The sequence below is a fragment of the Salmonella sp. 5800 genome (genome assembly GCF_046558195.1).
In the GTDB taxonomy this organism is placed as follows: domain Bacteria; phylum Pseudomonadota; class Gammaproteobacteria; order Enterobacterales; family Enterobacteriaceae; genus Salmonella; species Salmonella enterica.
In genome coordinates this window covers 249,803-265,274 of sequence record NZ_JBGDOX010000006.1, presented here as the reverse complement: position 1 = coordinate 265,274, position 15,472 = coordinate 249,803, and the positions used below count along the sequence as shown (strand labels likewise).

Here is a 15,472-nt window from a genome sequence, read left to right as displayed (position 1 = left end):
CCATGACCAGCCGTTTTATGCTGATTGTCGCCGCTATCAGCGGTTTTATTTACGTTGCTCTGGGCGCGTTCGGGGCGCATGTTTTGAGTAAAACCCTGGGCGTGGTTGAAATGGGCTGGATTCAGACCGGCCTGCAATATCAGGCGTTCCATACGCTGGCGATCTTTGGCCTGGCGGTGGCGATGCAGCGCCGTATCAGCATCTGGTTTTACTGGAGCAGCGTTTTTCTGGCGCTGGGCACGGTGTTGTTTAGCGGCAGTCTGTACTGCCTTGCGCTTTCGCATCTGCGCCTGTGGGCGTATATCACGCCTGTCGGCGGCGTCAGTTTCCTGGTGGGCTGGGCGCTATTGCTGATTGGCGCCATTCGTATGAAACGTAAGGGCGCGAGCCATGAATAAAGTTGTATTGCTCTGCCGTCCGGGGTTTGAAAAAGAGTGCGCTGCAGAAATTACCGATAAAGCGGGAAAACGGGAAATATTTGGTTTTGCACGCGTAAAAGAGAACGCAGGCTATGTCATTTATGAATGCTATCAGCCGGAAGATGGCGAAAAGCTGATTTCAGAGCTGCCGTTCAGTTCGCTGATTTTCGCCCGCCAGTGGTTTGTGGTGGGTGAACTGCTGCAACATTTACCGCCGGAAGACAGAATTACGCCGATTGTCGGCATGTTGCAGGGCGTAGTGGAAAAGGGCGGCGAGCTGCGGGTTGAAGTCGCCGACACCAATGAAAGTAAAGAACTGATGAAGTTCTGCCGCAAATTTACGGTGCCGCTGCGCGCGGCTTTGCGTGATGCGGGCGTATTGACGAATTATGAAACGCCGAAGCGTCCGGTCGTTCATGTCTTTTTTATCGCGCCAGGATGCTGCTATACCGGTTATTCGTTCGCGCATAACAATTCACCGTTTTATATGGGCATCCCGCGTTTGAAGTTTCCGTCTGATGCGCCGAGCCGCTCAACGCTGAAACTGGAAGAGGCGCTCCACGTTTTCATCCCGGAAGATGAGTGGGATGAACGTCTGGCGAACGGCATGTATGCGGTGGATTTGGGCGCCTGTCCCGGCGGATGGACGTACCAGTTAGTGAAGCGCAATATGTGGGTCTACTCCGTAGATAACGGCCCGATGGCGCAAAGCCTGATGGACACCGGACAGGTGACCTGGTTGCGTGAGGATGGCTTCAGGTACCGTCCGAACCGGAATAATATTTCATGGATGGTCTGCGATATGGTGGAGAAGCCGGCCAAAGTCACCGCGTTAATGGCGCAGTGGCTGGTGAACGGCTGGTGTCGGGAGACGATTTTTAACCTTAAACTGCCGATGAAAAAACGCTATGAAGAGGTATCGCATAATCTGGCGTATCTTCAGGCGCAGTTGGATGAGCATGGCGTTAATGCGCAGATCCAGGCGCGTCAGCTTTATCACGATCGCGAAGAAGTGACGGTACACGTGCGTCGGTTGTGGGCGGCTGTTGGCGGGCGTCGCGACGAGCGATAAAAACGCGCTGCCGTCATCCGGCGCGTCATCAGCGCCGGATGGCGCACGCTTATCCGGCCTATGACTACGGCGCATCTGAAACAATATGCGTCACGTCATCCAGATGGCCGATGCGCGCCTCTCCTGAACGATTAAATTTACTTTTATCAATCAATAATAAAGACTGCGAGGCGCGTCTGAGCAGGATAGATTTAAAATCGGCGTTGATCGCATTGGAGTCCCACAGATCGCCGCCGCTGTCGATCCCCTCGCAGGAAAAGATGAACAGATCGATATCAAGCGATTTTAGCTGTGAGATAAGCGACGGGTTAACGTAACAGCCATATTTACGTTCAAGCTGGCCGCCGGAACTTATCAGCGCAATGCGTTCGCGTTTTCCCAGCTCCTGACAGATAGGATGGCTATTGGTAAAAACCTGAATGGGAATATCCGGCAACTGGCGGGCCAGATACCAGCAGGTTGAACTGGCATCCAGCGCAATCGTCATTCCTTCTTCTATCCACGCTAACGCTTCACGGGCAATATCGGCTTTATGCGCATAATGGCTTTTCAGGCGGATATGGAATGGATCGCCGCTGTCCTGATTTTCACGATGAATATATTTAGCTCGTCCGTGATTACGCAGCACTTTTCCCTGCGTCTGTAGTTCACTGAGATCGCGGCGGATGGTCTCTTTACTGACGTTAAGCCGGGTGGCCAGCGCTTCGGTGGTCAGACTTTTATGATTGATCAGCAGATCGACTATCGCTTGTTGGCGTGCCGCTTTCATTTTTCTCACCCCATCATTCGATGAACGCCCGCGTCATGCGGGCGCACCGGCAAGAGATTACGGCGTTACCCCTTTTTTTAAAAGAATATTTCCGTACTTCGCGCACTCACCTGTGATAACGATCGCAAACGCTTTTTGCGCCCGCTCATAAAACGCATAGCGGTCGATACGAACGATATCCGGGCACGGCGCTTCTAATGACAAGGCATCGCGATAGCGCGCTTCAACGCTGGGATCGAGCGTGTCGCCTTCCACGGCGGCCATCATCACCAGCGGCGGGGCGTAGCTATCCAGCTCAAAGAGCGGAATAATTGCCCGCAGTAGATCGCTGACGCTAAGACCATCGGCGCGAATCACCTGCGGGCCCAGGCTATGCGCGGGAAAGTGAGCGTCAGAAAAAATGATTTCGTCCCCGTGGCCCATCTCGGCCAGCACTTTGAGCAGTGTCGGGGAAATTAACGGTGAAATGGTTTTTAGCATTTCATACTCCCTTAATAATTTCAGGTTCGGTTTGCGGCCAGAAATAGCGATACTGATAATTGACCTGCGCGCGCGCCTGTTCCGGGCTACTAAATTCGCCTACGCCGTACCAGCCAAACATGGCAGCGCCGGCCACGGTGGTTTCCGCGTCGTCCAGCACTTTGATAGGGATATCAAGCTGATTCGCTTTAATTTGATTCCATAAAGCGTTGCGACTGCCGCCGCCAACCAGTAACAGTTCTGTGGCGTTAAAATGGCCGATTTTCTCCAGCGTGCGCAGATTACGTTGAAGTTGCGCCGTCAGGCCTTCCAGCGCGGCGCGATAGAAATGGCCGCGGGTGGTATTGAGCGTCACGCCCTGCCAGCCTGCATTTTGGCAGGCGAGTAGATCGCACTGCATCCGTACGCCTTCCGCGCCAGCGGGAATAGCGCGCGCTTCGTCGATCAGCGTTTGCCATGGTGTTTCCGGCGTCCACAGCAGTTTTCGTACCCATTCGAGTACGCCGGAGGCCAGCCACTGCATTCCGGGGTTATAAAGCCCCGACTGACTGTCCAGTTCACAGGTCGAGCCCGGATACTGGCTGAGCAGCGAGGTATCCACCTGACCGCTGCGCACCATCAGAATCTCCCATGTTCCGGAGGAGAGCACCGGTTCACCTTGCTGCGCGCCAGCGCCGAATAACGCGAACTGAGTATCGTGTCCGGCAGAGATCACCGGCACACCCGCCGGGAGACCGAGTAGCCTGGCCGCGTCTGTCTGTAGCGTGCCTATCGGGGCGCCCGCTTCCACGATACGCGGGAACAGGCGGCGCGCCAGGCCCGTCGCTTGCAGGATTTCCGGACTAAAGTCGCGCTGATGGATATCCAGTAGCTGGCTGGTGCCTGCCATAGTGATATCGGTCGTAAACTCGCCGGTCAGACGGTGGTTAATCAGCGACGAGATAAACAGCCAGCAGTGAGCTTGTTCCAGCAGGCGCGGATGATTCTCTTTAAGCCAGACCAGTTTATACAGCGTGTTAAAGCTGAACGCGCCGACGCCGGAGAGCGTCTGCAATTGCCGGGGCGAGATAAAGCGCTCAATCGTTTCCATCACGGCAGCGGTTCGCGGGCATTTCCAACTGATGACCGGGTAGAGCAGCTTACCCTGCGCATCGACCAGCGCGCCATCGACGCCGAACGTAGTCACCGTAATACCGCGAACAACACACTCCGACAGGGCGCTGGAGAGTGACTTGCAGCAGTCGGCGAAACGTTGCAGGATGGCGTCCAGCGACCACTGATGCCAGGCGCTATTTTCTGCGGCAATGTCGCTGGCGTTAGCGGTTGAGGCGCGGGCGACAATTTTCCCCTGGCGATCAACGGCGATCGCCCGAACGTTTGTCGCACCGCAGTCGAGAACCAGGATAACGTCTTGTTTCATAGATAACTCCATAAACGCCGCCCGATGGCGCTACGCTTATCCGGCCTACGGTTCACGCGCCCGTAGGCCCGGTAAGCCTGCGCCACCGGGCTAAGCCGCATTAACGTTTATACAGCGGGCCATAATTCTGGCAGGCGCGATAATCCTGGCCTTCGATATCCATACCGTGAGCCGCCCAGGCGGAAGGACGGTAGATCTTCGCCTCCTCCACGTTGTGCATACATACCGGGATACGCAGCATTGCGGCGAGAGTAATAAAATCCGCCCCTACATGGCCGATGGTGAGTACGCCGTGGTTAGCGCCCCAGTTCGCCATCACCGAATAGACATCGGTAAACGGGCCTTTGCCGGTAAGACGCGGCGCAAACCAGGTGGTAGGCCAGGTAGAGTTGGTGCGGGCATCAAGCTGATCGTGCATCGCTTTCGGCAGTTCGACGCTCCAGCCCTCGGCGATTTGCAGTACTGGTCCCAGGCCTTTAATGATATTCACGCGGGTCATGGTGAATGGCACGCCGCCTTCGGTCAGGAAACGGGATGAGTAGCCGCCGCCGCGGAAGTATTCGTGAATCGCCGGGCACCATTCGGTGGCCGCCAGACACGCATCCGCCTCTTGTTGGCTGATTTCCCAGTGTGGTTTCATGGTCGGCTTGCCTTCGCTGTCGCGCTGTTTACAGGCACCGTCCAGAGCGGCAGAACCGGAATTAATCAGGTGAATAATGCCGTGTTCCGCCAGGCCGCTGAGCGCCTGGCCGGTGACGCGTTCTACGGCTTCCGGCGACCAGTAGGTTCGCACGTCGGCGAATATCTGCGCTGTACCGGTGAGTTGATGGCCGAACAGCATCGCTACGCCGTTCAGACTGTCATTTTCGGTGGCGACGACAAACGGTTCGCGTACGCCATTCCAGTCAAAAGAGCTATTGAGCAGCGCTTCGGCGGTATCGCCGTTCGGGTATTGATCGGTCCAGTGGCGCTGGCCCTGGAAGCCGGCGGCAATGGCGTTGTAGCCCAGCGATTCTTCAACTAACCCTTTGTCCGCCAGCGTCTTGTTGCCCTGCATCATGTCGCGAATACACATCGCCATCAGCAGGCTCTCTTTTAGCACCGCGCGGTTCTGGGCTTCATTGCGCTTATACTGCGAGGCGTTTTGATCTTCGCCGTAGCGGAAGTTTTTATCCGCCCACGCCAGCGCCATCTCCAGTTCGGCCTCATCATAAATTTTTTGATCGATACGGCGGCGCAGTTCGGTCATATCTACCGCTTGCACCTTCATGCCCAGCCAGGATTCAAAGAAGTTATGATCGACAATGGAACCCGCGATCCCCATCGACACGCCGCCGACGGAGAGGTAGCTTTTGCCTTTCATGCTGGCTACCGCTAACCCTGCCCGCGCAAAACGCAGCAGTTTTTCTTCGACGTCGGCGGGAATGGAGGTATCGTCGGCATCCTGCACATCATGGCCATAAATGGAGAACGCCGGAATGCCTTTCTGGCTGTGCGCCGCCAGCGCCGCGGCAAGGTAAACCGCCCCAGGACGCTCTGTGCCGTTAAAGCCCCAGATGGCTTTCGGACGCATCGGGTCCATATCAATGGTTTCGCTGCCATAGCACCAGCACGGCGTAACGGTAATGGTCACGCCCACGTTCTGGCTACTGAATTTTTCTTCACAGGCGGCGGATTCCGCCATTCCGGCAATACAGGTATCCGCAATGACGCACTCCACCTGTGCCCCGCAGGCGTGGCGGATTTTCTCGGTGATGAGCGCCGCCGTCGCTTTCGCCATGTTCATGGTTTGCTCTTCGAGCGACTCGCGTACGCCCATACGACGTCCATCAATCACCGGGCGGATACCGATTTTCGGTAAGCTGATTTTTTTCATGACAGATTCCTCACGTTATTCGGATAAATGTTCAGTTTGTCGCCGCTTGTGAACGGAAACGGGCAAAAATGAAGATGACGGCAAAGCACAATGCCGGAACCAGTTCGGCGGTCGGGATTTTGCCTGCGGCGTCGCTAACGAAGCCCATTACTGGCGTGACAATACCGCCGCCAATGATGGTCATGACGATAAAAGACGAGCCGTACTTAGTGTCCTGTCCCAGATTTTTGATACCCAGCGAGAAGATGGTTGGGTACTGGATTGACATAAATGCGCTACACAACGTCAGCGCCAGCAGGCCGATATGTCCGCCGCTAAAGGCGGAAATCAGACACAGGAGCATGGCAAACAGGGCGTAGGCGGCCAGCACTTTATGCGGCGCGAAGCGGCTGATAAGCCAGGTCCCGGTGAAACGGCCGATAAAGAAGCACACCATCGTGCCGGTCAGGTAGTTGGCGGCGAAACCGGGCGTCATTCCAGGGATCTCCTCAATGGCGTAGCGGATCAGATAGCTCCAGCAGGCGGTTTGCGCCCCCACGTAGCAGAACTGCGCCAGCACCGCCCAGCGCCAGTGGCGGATACGGATGAGTCGGGAGAGAGAAGATAAGAAAGAGCTTTGTTTCGCATCGCTATGATCGTCACTTTGCAGGGCCGGAAATTTGGTCAGCATAATCAGCAGCGCAACTACTAATACGATGGCGACGATAATCATGTATGGCGTTTGTACCGATAACACCAGGCTGTGTTTATAGGCGCTAAGCTGATCCGGCGTCATTTTATCAAGCGCTTCTTGCGATTGATGCGGCACGTTAGACAAAATAAGGCTTTGCCCAAACACAACGGCGATAATAGCGCCAAAGGAGTTAAAAGTTTGCGCCAGATTAAGCCGGAAATGTCCGCCGCTTTCTGGACCTAATACCGTAACAAAAGGGTTGGCTGCAGTTTCAAGGCAACCTAAACCGGCGGCGATGATAAACAGGCCAATTAAAAACAATGTGTAATTCATTATCTCGGCGGCAGGCCAGAATAATGCGGCGCCAACAGCATACAAAAAAAGCCCGGTGATAATCCCTGCTTTATAACTGAGTTTTTTCATCAAAATCCCAGCAGGAATTGGAATGACGAAATAACCGAAATAAAAGGCTGACTGAATAAGTCCGGCCTGAAAGTTAGTTAGCGTAAAAGCTTGTTGAAACTGCGGTAATAAAATGTCATTCAGATTATTGGCGACGGCCCACAGAAAAAATAGCGAGCAAAGTAAGGCGAATGGAATAATGTAGCGCTTGCTTTTGCTTTGCTCTGCATCCACAGCACGAAAACTCTGTGTTTGTATTGTTGTGTTTCCCATAGCATCCTCATCGGTTCAGAAGCTTTTGCGTGCGGTCGGTTCTGGTCACCAGACCGTAAAATTAGGTGAGTTCGCTTTTCTTACCGGTAATAAATTGGCGTCCGGAATGAACTCATGGATTCATTTTCAAATAAAAAAGGCCTTTTAATATGATGGCGGTCACATTTATACCTGAGAGCAGAGCGTTCTGTGATTATCATCACTTTAATTTTCATAAAAAAATGACCGTTTGAGATGTTTAATTTAAAAAACCACAGACTGAATGCCCGAATTAAATTATTGCCACGAAAACGGGCAGTAGTAACTTATTCTTCATCTTTGCCCGTTTTAAAAAATATTATTAAGAGCGGGCATTTATCGGCGAGAGAAACGGTAGTCGTCTGGTTTATCGTGGCGAATTAATTGATGTGAATCACAAAATATCGTTATTTAAATTCCCTTCTCTTTATTCAGTATGATGATAGTTGCTAACTATTCGATTATTTCAACAGGACAGCAGCGCGATGCGAAAGACGGTTTTGTTGTCTCATTTTGAATCACAGAGAGAGGTAAATAATGGAACGAAATAGACTGGCGCGGCAGATTATTGATACCTGTCTGGAAATGACGCGGTTAGGGTTAAATCAGGGGACGGCAGGTAACGTGAGCGTACGTTATCAGGGCGGAATGCTGATTACGCCGACGGGGATCCCCTACGAGAAGCTGACAGAGTCGCACATTGTCTTTATTGATGCAGACGGTCAGCATGAGCAGGGCAAGCTGCCTTCCAGCGAGTGGCGTTTTCATATGGCGGCATACCAGACGCGCCCTGATGCCAATGCCGTGGTACATAACCACGCGGTCCATTGTACGGCAGTCTCGATCCTCAATCGCCCGATTCCGGCGATTCACTACATGATTGCCGCCGCGGGTGGAAACTCTATTCCCTGCGCGCCCTACGCCACTTTTGGCACCCGCGAACTTTCTGACCATGTTGCCGTGGCGCTTAAAAATCGTAAAGCGACGCTGTTACAGCATCACGGGCTTATCGCTTGTGAAGAAAATTTAGACAAAGCGTTGTGGCTGGCGCATGAAGTGGAAGTGCTGGCGCAGCTCTATTTAAGTACGCTGGCCATTGTCGATCCGGTACCGGTACTGGATGACGAGGCGATCGCTATCGTACTGGAGAAATTTAAAACTTACGGATTACGTATTGAAGAGTGATGTCAGGAGACAGGCGATGGCGAACAGAATGATTCTGAATGAAACGGCATGGTTTGGCCGGGGAGCGGTGGACGCATTAACCGATGAGGTGACGCGCCGCGGTTATCATAAAGCGCTGATTGTTACCGATAAAACGCTGGTGCAATGCGGTGTGGTCGATAAGGTGACAAGCAGAATGGATGCCGCAGAGCTGGCGTGGGAGATCTATGCGGGCGTGATCCCTAATCCTACGATTTCCGTTGTCCAGGAAGGGCTTAAGGTCTTTACCCAAAGCGGCGCGGACTATCTCATCGCCATTGGCGGCGGTTCTCCGCAGGATACCTGCAAAGCGATCGGTATTATCAGTAACAATCCGGAATTTGCCGATGTGCGCAGTCTGGAAGGGCTATCGCCGACCCGTAAACCCAGCGTGCCGATTATGGCGATCCCGACAACGGCGGGAACCGCGGCGGAAGTCACTATCAATTATGTGATTACCGATGAGGAGAAACGGCGCAAATTCGTTTGTGTCGATCCACATGATATTCCGCAGGCGGCATTTATCGATGCCGATATGATGGACGGTATGCCGCCCGCGCTGAAAGCGGCAACGGGCGTGGATGCGCTAACCCATGCTATTGAAGGCTATATTACCCGGGCCGCATGGGCGCTGACGGATGCCTTACATATCAAAGCCATTGAGATTATTGCTGGCGCGCTACGCGGCGCCGTAGCCGGAGAAAAAGAGGCTGGTGAGGCGATGGCGCTGGGGCAATACGTTGCCGGGATGGGGTTTTCCAATGTGGGGCTGGGACTGGTGCATGGGATGGCGCATCCGTTGGGCGCGTTTTACAACACGCCGCACGGCGTCGCGAATGCTATTTTGCTTCCGCACGTGATGCGTTTCAATGCCGGGTCTACCAACGAGAAATTCCGTGATATCGCCCGAGCGATGGGGGTGAAGGTAGAAGGATTGAGTCTTGAAGAGGCGCGTAATGCCGCAGTGGAAGCCGTATTTGCGTTAAATCGCGATGTGGGAATTCCGCTGCATTTGCGTGATGTCGGCGTTCGAAAAGAGGATATCCCGGCGCTGGCGCAGGCAGCGTTCGATGATGTCTGTACGGGCGGCAATCCGCGTGAAGCGAGTCTGGCGGACATTGTCGAACTGTATCATACCGCCTGGTAATTTTGCCGGATGGCGCTGCGCTTATCCGCTCTACATTTCGTGCAGTTCTGTAGGCCGGATAAGGCGTTCACGCCGCCATCCGGCAACAAAACTACCGTACCAGCCGTAGCTGCTGTAAGTTTCCGTCGATATGTAAATCGGTTTGCAGACGTGCAATATCGCGGCAGAGAAATGCCATTTCTTTATGCGTCTCAAGCTTTTTGCGCCACTTTTCCGGCACCTTGTCCAGATGGGCGTAAATTCCCTCCAGATTTTGAAACTGAATCAATAGCTGGGTCGCGCTTTTGGGGCCGATACCGGCAACGCCGGGGACTTTCGAACTGCTGATTCCTGCCAGACCCCAGTAATCCGGCAACTGCCGGGGGAGTACGCCAAACTCTTTTTCAATAAACGGCGCGTCCAGCCAGCGTTTCTGGAAGTAGTCGCGAATGCGTAATCCCGGAGAGAGTAACTGGCAATAGCCTTTATCGGTTGACACAATGGTTGCCTGGTGTCCGGCTTCGGTAACTTTTAGCGCCAGCGTCGCCGCCAGATCGTCCGCTTCGTTACCATCTGATGCCCAACAGCGTACGCCGCGCTGTTCAAACGCGGCGCGTAGGGCGGGCATTTCATTATGTAAATCGTCAGGCATCGGCGGACGTCCTGCTTTGTAGTCCGGCAAACGCTGGTGACGCCAGCCGCTGCTGCGCGCGTCGTCATCAAATACCGCTACGGCATGGGTTGGCTGGCTGTGGATAATCAATTGATCGAGCGCGTGTTGGCAGGTTTCCACACAGGGCGATCCCTGAACGGCGTGAATACGGCGAATCAAATTGAGCGCGTCGATGATAAGCAGATGAGCAGCCACGGTGTTCTCCCTTACAAACCTGCGCGTAGGGTAACATTCACGGCGGGGGGAGGCGAGCATTGCGAAATAGCGCTATCCGTAGGCCTGATGAGCGAAGCGCCATCAGGCAACAAAAGCCGGATGGCGGCGAGCGCCTTATCCGGCCTACAGATCCTAAAATGTGCTGAGAATTAATCGCAGGTAACGATCTTCATCGCCAGGCCGCCGCGCGAAGTTTCGCGGTACTTAGCGTTCATGTCTTTACCGGTTTCGTACATGGTCTCAATCACTTTATCGAGGCATACACGCGGTTCGCTGGTACGGCGCAGCGCCATACGCGCGGCGTTGACCGCTTTGACTGAAGCAATCGCGTTACGCTCAATGCAGGGAACCTGTACCTGACCGGCAACCGGATCGCAAGTTAACCCCAGATTATGCTCCATGGCGATTTCTGCGGCGATACACACCTGCGCCGGACTACCGCCCAGCAGCTCGGCCAGACCCGCTGCCGCCATGGAACAGGCCACGCCGACCTCTCCCTGACAACCCACTTCGGCGCCGGAAATAGAGGCGTTCATCTTATACAGCGAGCCAATCGCGCTGGCGACCAGCATATAGCGAGCAAGTGAGTTAGCATTTACTTCGCGGATAAACTTGTCATAGTACGCCAGCACCGCCGGAACAATACCACATGCGCCGTTAGTCGGCGCAGTGACTACTCGTCCGCCTGCGGCATTCTCTTCGTTCACCGCCAGCGCGAACATATTGATCCAGTCGACGACCGCCATCGGATCGGTGGTGGTCTTATCCTGACTGACCAGCACCCGACGCAGCGCCGCCGCGCGACGCGGAACGCGCAGTTTGCCCGGCAATACGCCCTCGGTGGTGATACCGCGCTCAATACCGCTGCGCATTACCTCCCAGACCCTGGCGAAGTGCTGCTCCAGCGCTTCTTTACTGTGCAGGGCCAGTTCGTTTTGCATCATCAGACCGGAGAGCGACAGACCCGTCTCCTGGCAGTGACGCTGTAAATCCGCGGCGGTTTTGTAAGGGTACGGCACGTTAACAGGTTCGCTATTCGTCAAACCAAAGTGCTCTTCATCGACGATAAAGCCGCCGCCAATGGAGTAGTAGGTTTGGCTGTAGAGCACCTTATCGCCCGCCAGCGCGGTAATACGCATCCCGTTTTCATGCAGAGACAGGTTGTCGGCGTGGAAATTCATGCATTTATCGACCGGAAATTCGACTTCATGCTGCCCATTAGCCAGTAGTAAACGCCCATGGGTGTTCACATCCTGGATAAAGGACGGAATGGCGTCGATATCGACGGTGTCCGGCAGATTCCCCGCCAGGCCCATAATAATGGCGATATCAGTGTGGTGGCCTTTACCCGTCAATGACAGAGAGCCGTAGACATCCACCACGACGCGGGTGACATCTGTAAGGATATGGCGGGCAATCAGATCGTCCGTGAACTGCTTGCCTGCTTTCATTGGTCCGACGGTGTGAGAACTGGAAGGGCCAATGCCGATTTTAAAAATATCGAATACGCTAATCATAGGGCATCCATTGCGGTTGTATCATAGAGAAGCGCCGCGGTAAGCGGCGCTAAAGGACTTAGCTGAACAGTGAGTAGAAAATAGCGGAGATGGCAATCAGGCCCATAATCACAACGAATACGTTGCTGATATGACCGCTGTACTTACGCATTGCCGGTACTTTCTGGATGGCATACATCGGCATCAGGAACAGAATCATCGCGATGATCGGGCCGCCCAGGGTTTCAATCATGCCCAGGATGCTGGGGTTCAGCGTCGCCACAATCCAGGTGGTGACCAGCATGAACAGCGCGGTAATTTTATTCAGTTTGTTGATTTCGATGGATTTACCTTTACCACGCAGCGATTTAATCACCATCCCGTTAAAGCCTTCACGCGCGCCCAGGTAGTGGCCGAGGAAGGATTTGGTGATAGCAATCATCGCAATGATCGGCGCCATCCAGGCGATGATCGGCGCGTTAAAATGGTTCGCCAGGTAAGACAGAATAGAGATGTTCTGCTCTTTTGCCGCCGCCAGATCTGCCGGCGTCAGGCTCAGCACGCAGCTGAAGACGAAGAACATTACGGTCAGCACCATCATGATGTGGGCGAAGGCCAGAATTTTAGAACATTTCTTCTCAGCGCCTTCACCGTACTCTTCACGCTTCGCAACCGCGAAGGAGGAGATGATCGGGGAGTGGTTGAAAGAGAAAACCATCACCGGAATCGCCAGCCACAGCGTCATCCACAGACCGTTACCGGTAGACGCGGCGGAATCAAAGGACAGCGTTTCCAGCGCCGCGCCGTTCCACTGCGGGATCAGGTACAAGGCCAGCAGCATCAGCGCAGCGACGAACGGGAATACCAGGATACTCATCGCCTTAACGATCATTTGCTCGCCGAAGCGCACGATGGTCATCATGCCAACAATCAGGATCAGGGAAAGAATCGCCCGCGGCGGCGGATTAATCGCTAACTGGTGGGTCAGGAAGCTTTCCACGGTATTAGTAATCGCCACGCTGTAAACCAGCAGGATGGGGTAAATCGCGAAGAAGTAGAGCAGGGTAATCAGTTTACCTGCGCCGATACCGAAGTGTTCCTCAACGACTTCAGTGATGTCTTCACCCGGGTTTTTACCGGACAGCACGAAGCGGGTTAAACCACGGTGTGCGAAAAAGGTCATCGGGAAAGCGAGAATCGCCATGATGATGAGCGGAATCATGCCGCCGACGCCTGCGTTGATCGGCAGGAACAGAACGCCCGCGCCGATTGCCGTGCCGTAAAGGCCCAGCATCCACATGGTATCCGTTTTGCGCCATGCGCTTCGAGAGTCAATCGAAGCAATAGTGCTGGTCTGAGTGGTTTCCATCTATTTCTCCTGGAGGATGCTAAAAATCAGGTTGCTGGTCTAATCCAATGAAAAAAGACCTGATCGTAAAATGAAATCTGCTTAGGGACGCTTTTTATATAATTTTTCGCCGTAATAATTTTCGGGCGGAAAGATACATTTAAGTGATGAATCTATCAGTGATCCCGATCTCAAATGCAATAATCCGCTTCTTACATGGATAAATTTGGACCATTAATCTATTAAAAAAACGTCATAACGAATTTCCGGGCGCGAAGGCTACCATTAACGATATAAGGCCGGAAAGATTGGGGCGCAAGATACGGAGGTTTGACTATAAAAATCAAGGTTTTTAGTGGATTCTGGCGAAGAATAAGAGTTTGAGCCGATAAATCACGGTAAGAGGAGTCAAGTAAACGTTTGCCTGGCAATCTATTTATGATGAATTATAAATGGTGTTTATAAAACAATGCGGGCTATGCCTCTGATGATCATCATAAAAAATGAAGGCATACGTTAATCGCCATACCGCAATGAAAGGAATGGGAGAAGCGCCCGGCTGCTGGCGGCAACCGGGCATAAGCGCTAAGCGCAGATCTCGTAACAGGGGATGTAGGCGGAACCTGGCAATTTCATACGATGCTGCGCGACGAATCCCTGCAGCAGATCGTCCATGCGACGCATCATCTCTCGATCGCCGTGGATTTTATACGGACCATTAGCTTCAATGGCGCGTATCCCGACCTCCTTCACGTTCCCCGCGACAATACCGGAGAAGGCGCGCCGCAGATCCGCCGCCAGAATCTCAACCGGCTGATCCGGGTACAGTTTCAGGTTGGCCATATTCTCATGCGACGGCTCAAACGGCACCTGCAGATCCGGTGCAATACGCATCGACCAGTTAAAACTATAGGCGTCGCCGGTATCGCGGCGATTCTCTTTCACTTGCGGCATCGCTTTCTTCATCAGTCGCGCTACCTCCGCCGCATCGTCAATAATGATGCGGTAATGACGGCGTGCCGCTTCGCCCAGCGTATGGGTAATAAACTCATCCAGCACGCGGAAGTAATCGGCGCTTTCTTTTGGTCCGGTCAGGATCAGCGGCAGCACCTGATTTTTATTGGCTGGATTCATCAGAATCCCCAGCAAATAAAGCAGCTCTTCCGCCGTACCCACGCCGCCCGGGAAGATGATGATACCGTGTGCGATACGGACGAACGCTTCCAGGCGTTTTTCGATATCCGGCATGATGATCAGTTCGTTCACCAGCGGGTTAGGCGGTTCAGCCGCAATAATGGAAGGTTCAGTCATGCCGATAAAGCGGCTGTCTTTATAACGCTGCTGCGCGTGACCGACCGCCGCGCCCTTCATGGGGGCTTCCATCGCCCCAGGGCCGCAGCCGGTGCAGATGTTCAGCTCGCGTAATCCCAACTGCGTGCCGACGCGACGGGCATACAGGTACTCGTTTTCGTTAATTGAGTGGCCGCCCCAGCATACCACCATGTTTGGCGCTTCGCCGACGTGCAGCGCCCGGGCGTTGCGCAAAATGGAGAACACCAGATTGGTGATATGTGTTGAGCTTTCAAGATCCAGATGCTGGAAACGGCCGGCATTGTGGATCTGCCCATTCACAAAGAGAATGTCGCGCAGCACCGCGAACAGGTTAGCCTGTAGCGCACGAATAATCCGCCCGTCAACAAAAGCGTCTTCAGGCGGATTAATCAATTCCAGCTTCACGCCGCGCTCGCGGCGCAGCACGTTAATATCGAAATTTTCAAAGCGGGACAGCAGCTCTTTGCTGTTGTCGGTCAGGCTGCCGGAGTTAAGAACGGCAAGTGAACAGTTACGAAACAGTTGATACAGGTCGCTACTGGCCGTGCGTTTCAGCATGTCCACTTCCAGTTGCGACAACATATCCATTGAGCCAAGCGGGCTAATATGTGTAATCAAGTAAACTCCTTATGGGACGCAACACGCCATTCCCTGTTGATTACAATAGCCCTGGCTG

13 protein-coding genes are annotated in these 15,472 nt (G+C 53.8%); 4 read left to right on the top strand and 9 right to left on the bottom strand.

Annotated elements, in window-relative coordinates:
* Positions 1-2 precede the first annotated feature (2 nt).
* Both ACLJZ5_RS13785 and rlmM read left to right on the top strand, forming a co-directional pair.
* Positions 3-398: a DUF423 domain-containing protein gene (locus ACLJZ5_RS13785; protein ID WP_000203913.1), complete on the top strand. Its 396-nt coding sequence runs from the start codon at positions 3-5 to the stop codon at positions 396-398.
* Positions 391-1,491 carry a 23S rRNA (cytidine(2498)-2'-O)-methyltransferase RlmM gene (rlmM, locus tag ACLJZ5_RS13780; protein WP_001045494.1) on the top strand — a complete coding sequence of 367 codons (1,101 nt, stop codon included), beginning with the start codon at positions 391-393 and terminating at the stop codon, positions 1,489-1,491. Before ACLJZ5_RS13785 ends, rlmM begins: the two co-directional genes overlap by 8 nt.
* Positions 1,492-1,555: 64 nt before the next feature.
* On the opposite strand, the gene fucR is transcribed toward rlmM, so the two are convergent.
* The 5 genes from fucR to fucP all read right to left on the bottom strand — a co-directional run bounded on the left by fucR (position 1,556) and on the right by fucP (position 7,384).
* Positions 1,556-2,260 (bottom strand): L-fucose operon activator, encoded by a 705-nt coding sequence (gene fucR / locus ACLJZ5_RS13775; RefSeq protein ID WP_031617786.1) that lies wholly within the window; start codon positions 2,258-2,260, stop codon positions 1,556-1,558.
* A gap of 57 nt (positions 2,261-2,317) precedes the next feature.
* Entirely contained in the window at positions 2,318-2,740 is a 423-nt protein-coding gene (gene fucU, locus ACLJZ5_RS13770) for an L-fucose mutarotase (protein WP_000920848.1), read from the bottom strand.
* A gap of 1 nt (position 2,741) precedes the next feature.
* On the bottom strand, positions 2,742-4,160 hold the full coding sequence (gene fucK, locus ACLJZ5_RS13765) for an L-fuculokinase (protein ID WP_024798420.1): 1,419 nt from the start codon (positions 4,158-4,160) through the stop codon (positions 2,742-2,744).
* 100 nt (positions 4,161-4,260) lie between these two features.
* Positions 4,261-6,036, bottom strand: a complete 1,776-nt coding sequence (fucI, locus tag ACLJZ5_RS13760) for an L-fucose isomerase (RefSeq protein ID WP_000724126.1) — start codon at positions 6,034-6,036, stop codon at positions 4,261-4,263.
* 31 nt (positions 6,037-6,067) lie between these two features.
* Positions 6,068-7,384: an L-fucose:H+ symporter permease gene (gene fucP, locus ACLJZ5_RS13755; RefSeq protein WP_000528622.1), complete on the bottom strand. Its 1,317-nt coding sequence runs from the start codon at positions 7,382-7,384 to the stop codon at positions 6,068-6,070.
* Positions 7,385-7,939: 555 nt separating this feature from the next.
* Between fucP and fucA the strand changes: the two genes are divergently transcribed.
* Together fucA and fucO are read left to right on the top strand one after the other, a co-directional pair.
* Complete coding sequence (gene fucA, locus ACLJZ5_RS13750; RefSeq protein ID WP_000440828.1) at positions 7,940-8,587, top strand: L-fuculose-phosphate aldolase; 648 nt, start codon at positions 7,940-7,942, stop codon at positions 8,585-8,587.
* 16 nt (positions 8,588-8,603) lie between these two features.
* The gene (gene fucO / locus ACLJZ5_RS13745) at positions 8,604-9,752 is read left to right on the top strand and encodes a lactaldehyde reductase (protein ID WP_024798421.1); all 1,149 of its coding nucleotides are present in this window, start codon (positions 8,604-8,606) and stop codon (positions 9,750-9,752) included.
* A 91-nt stretch (positions 9,753-9,843) separates the two neighbouring features.
* On the opposite strand, the gene xni is transcribed toward fucO, so the two are convergent.
* From xni to ppnN, 4 genes are all read right to left on the bottom strand, one after another.
* Entirely contained in the window at positions 9,844-10,599 is a 756-nt protein-coding gene (xni, locus tag ACLJZ5_RS13740; RefSeq protein WP_024798422.1) for a flap endonuclease Xni, read from the bottom strand.
* A 170-nt stretch (positions 10,600-10,769) separates the two neighbouring features.
* Complete coding sequence (sdaB, locus tag ACLJZ5_RS13735; protein WP_000626384.1) at positions 10,770-12,137, bottom strand: L-serine ammonia-lyase II; 1,368 nt, start codon at positions 12,135-12,137, stop codon at positions 10,770-10,772.
* A gap of 58 nt (positions 12,138-12,195) precedes the next feature.
* Positions 12,196-13,485, bottom strand: a complete 1,290-nt coding sequence (gene sdaC / locus ACLJZ5_RS13730) for an HAAAP family serine/threonine permease SdaC (protein WP_000450462.1) — start codon at positions 13,483-13,485, stop codon at positions 12,196-12,198.
* Between the two features lie 564 nt (positions 13,486-14,049).
* A complete protein-coding gene (ppnN, locus tag ACLJZ5_RS13725; protein WP_000627973.1) occupies positions 14,050-15,414 on the bottom strand; it encodes a nucleotide 5'-monophosphate nucleosidase PpnN in 1,365 nt (454 codons plus the stop codon).
* Positions 15,415-15,472: the final 58 nt, after the last annotated feature.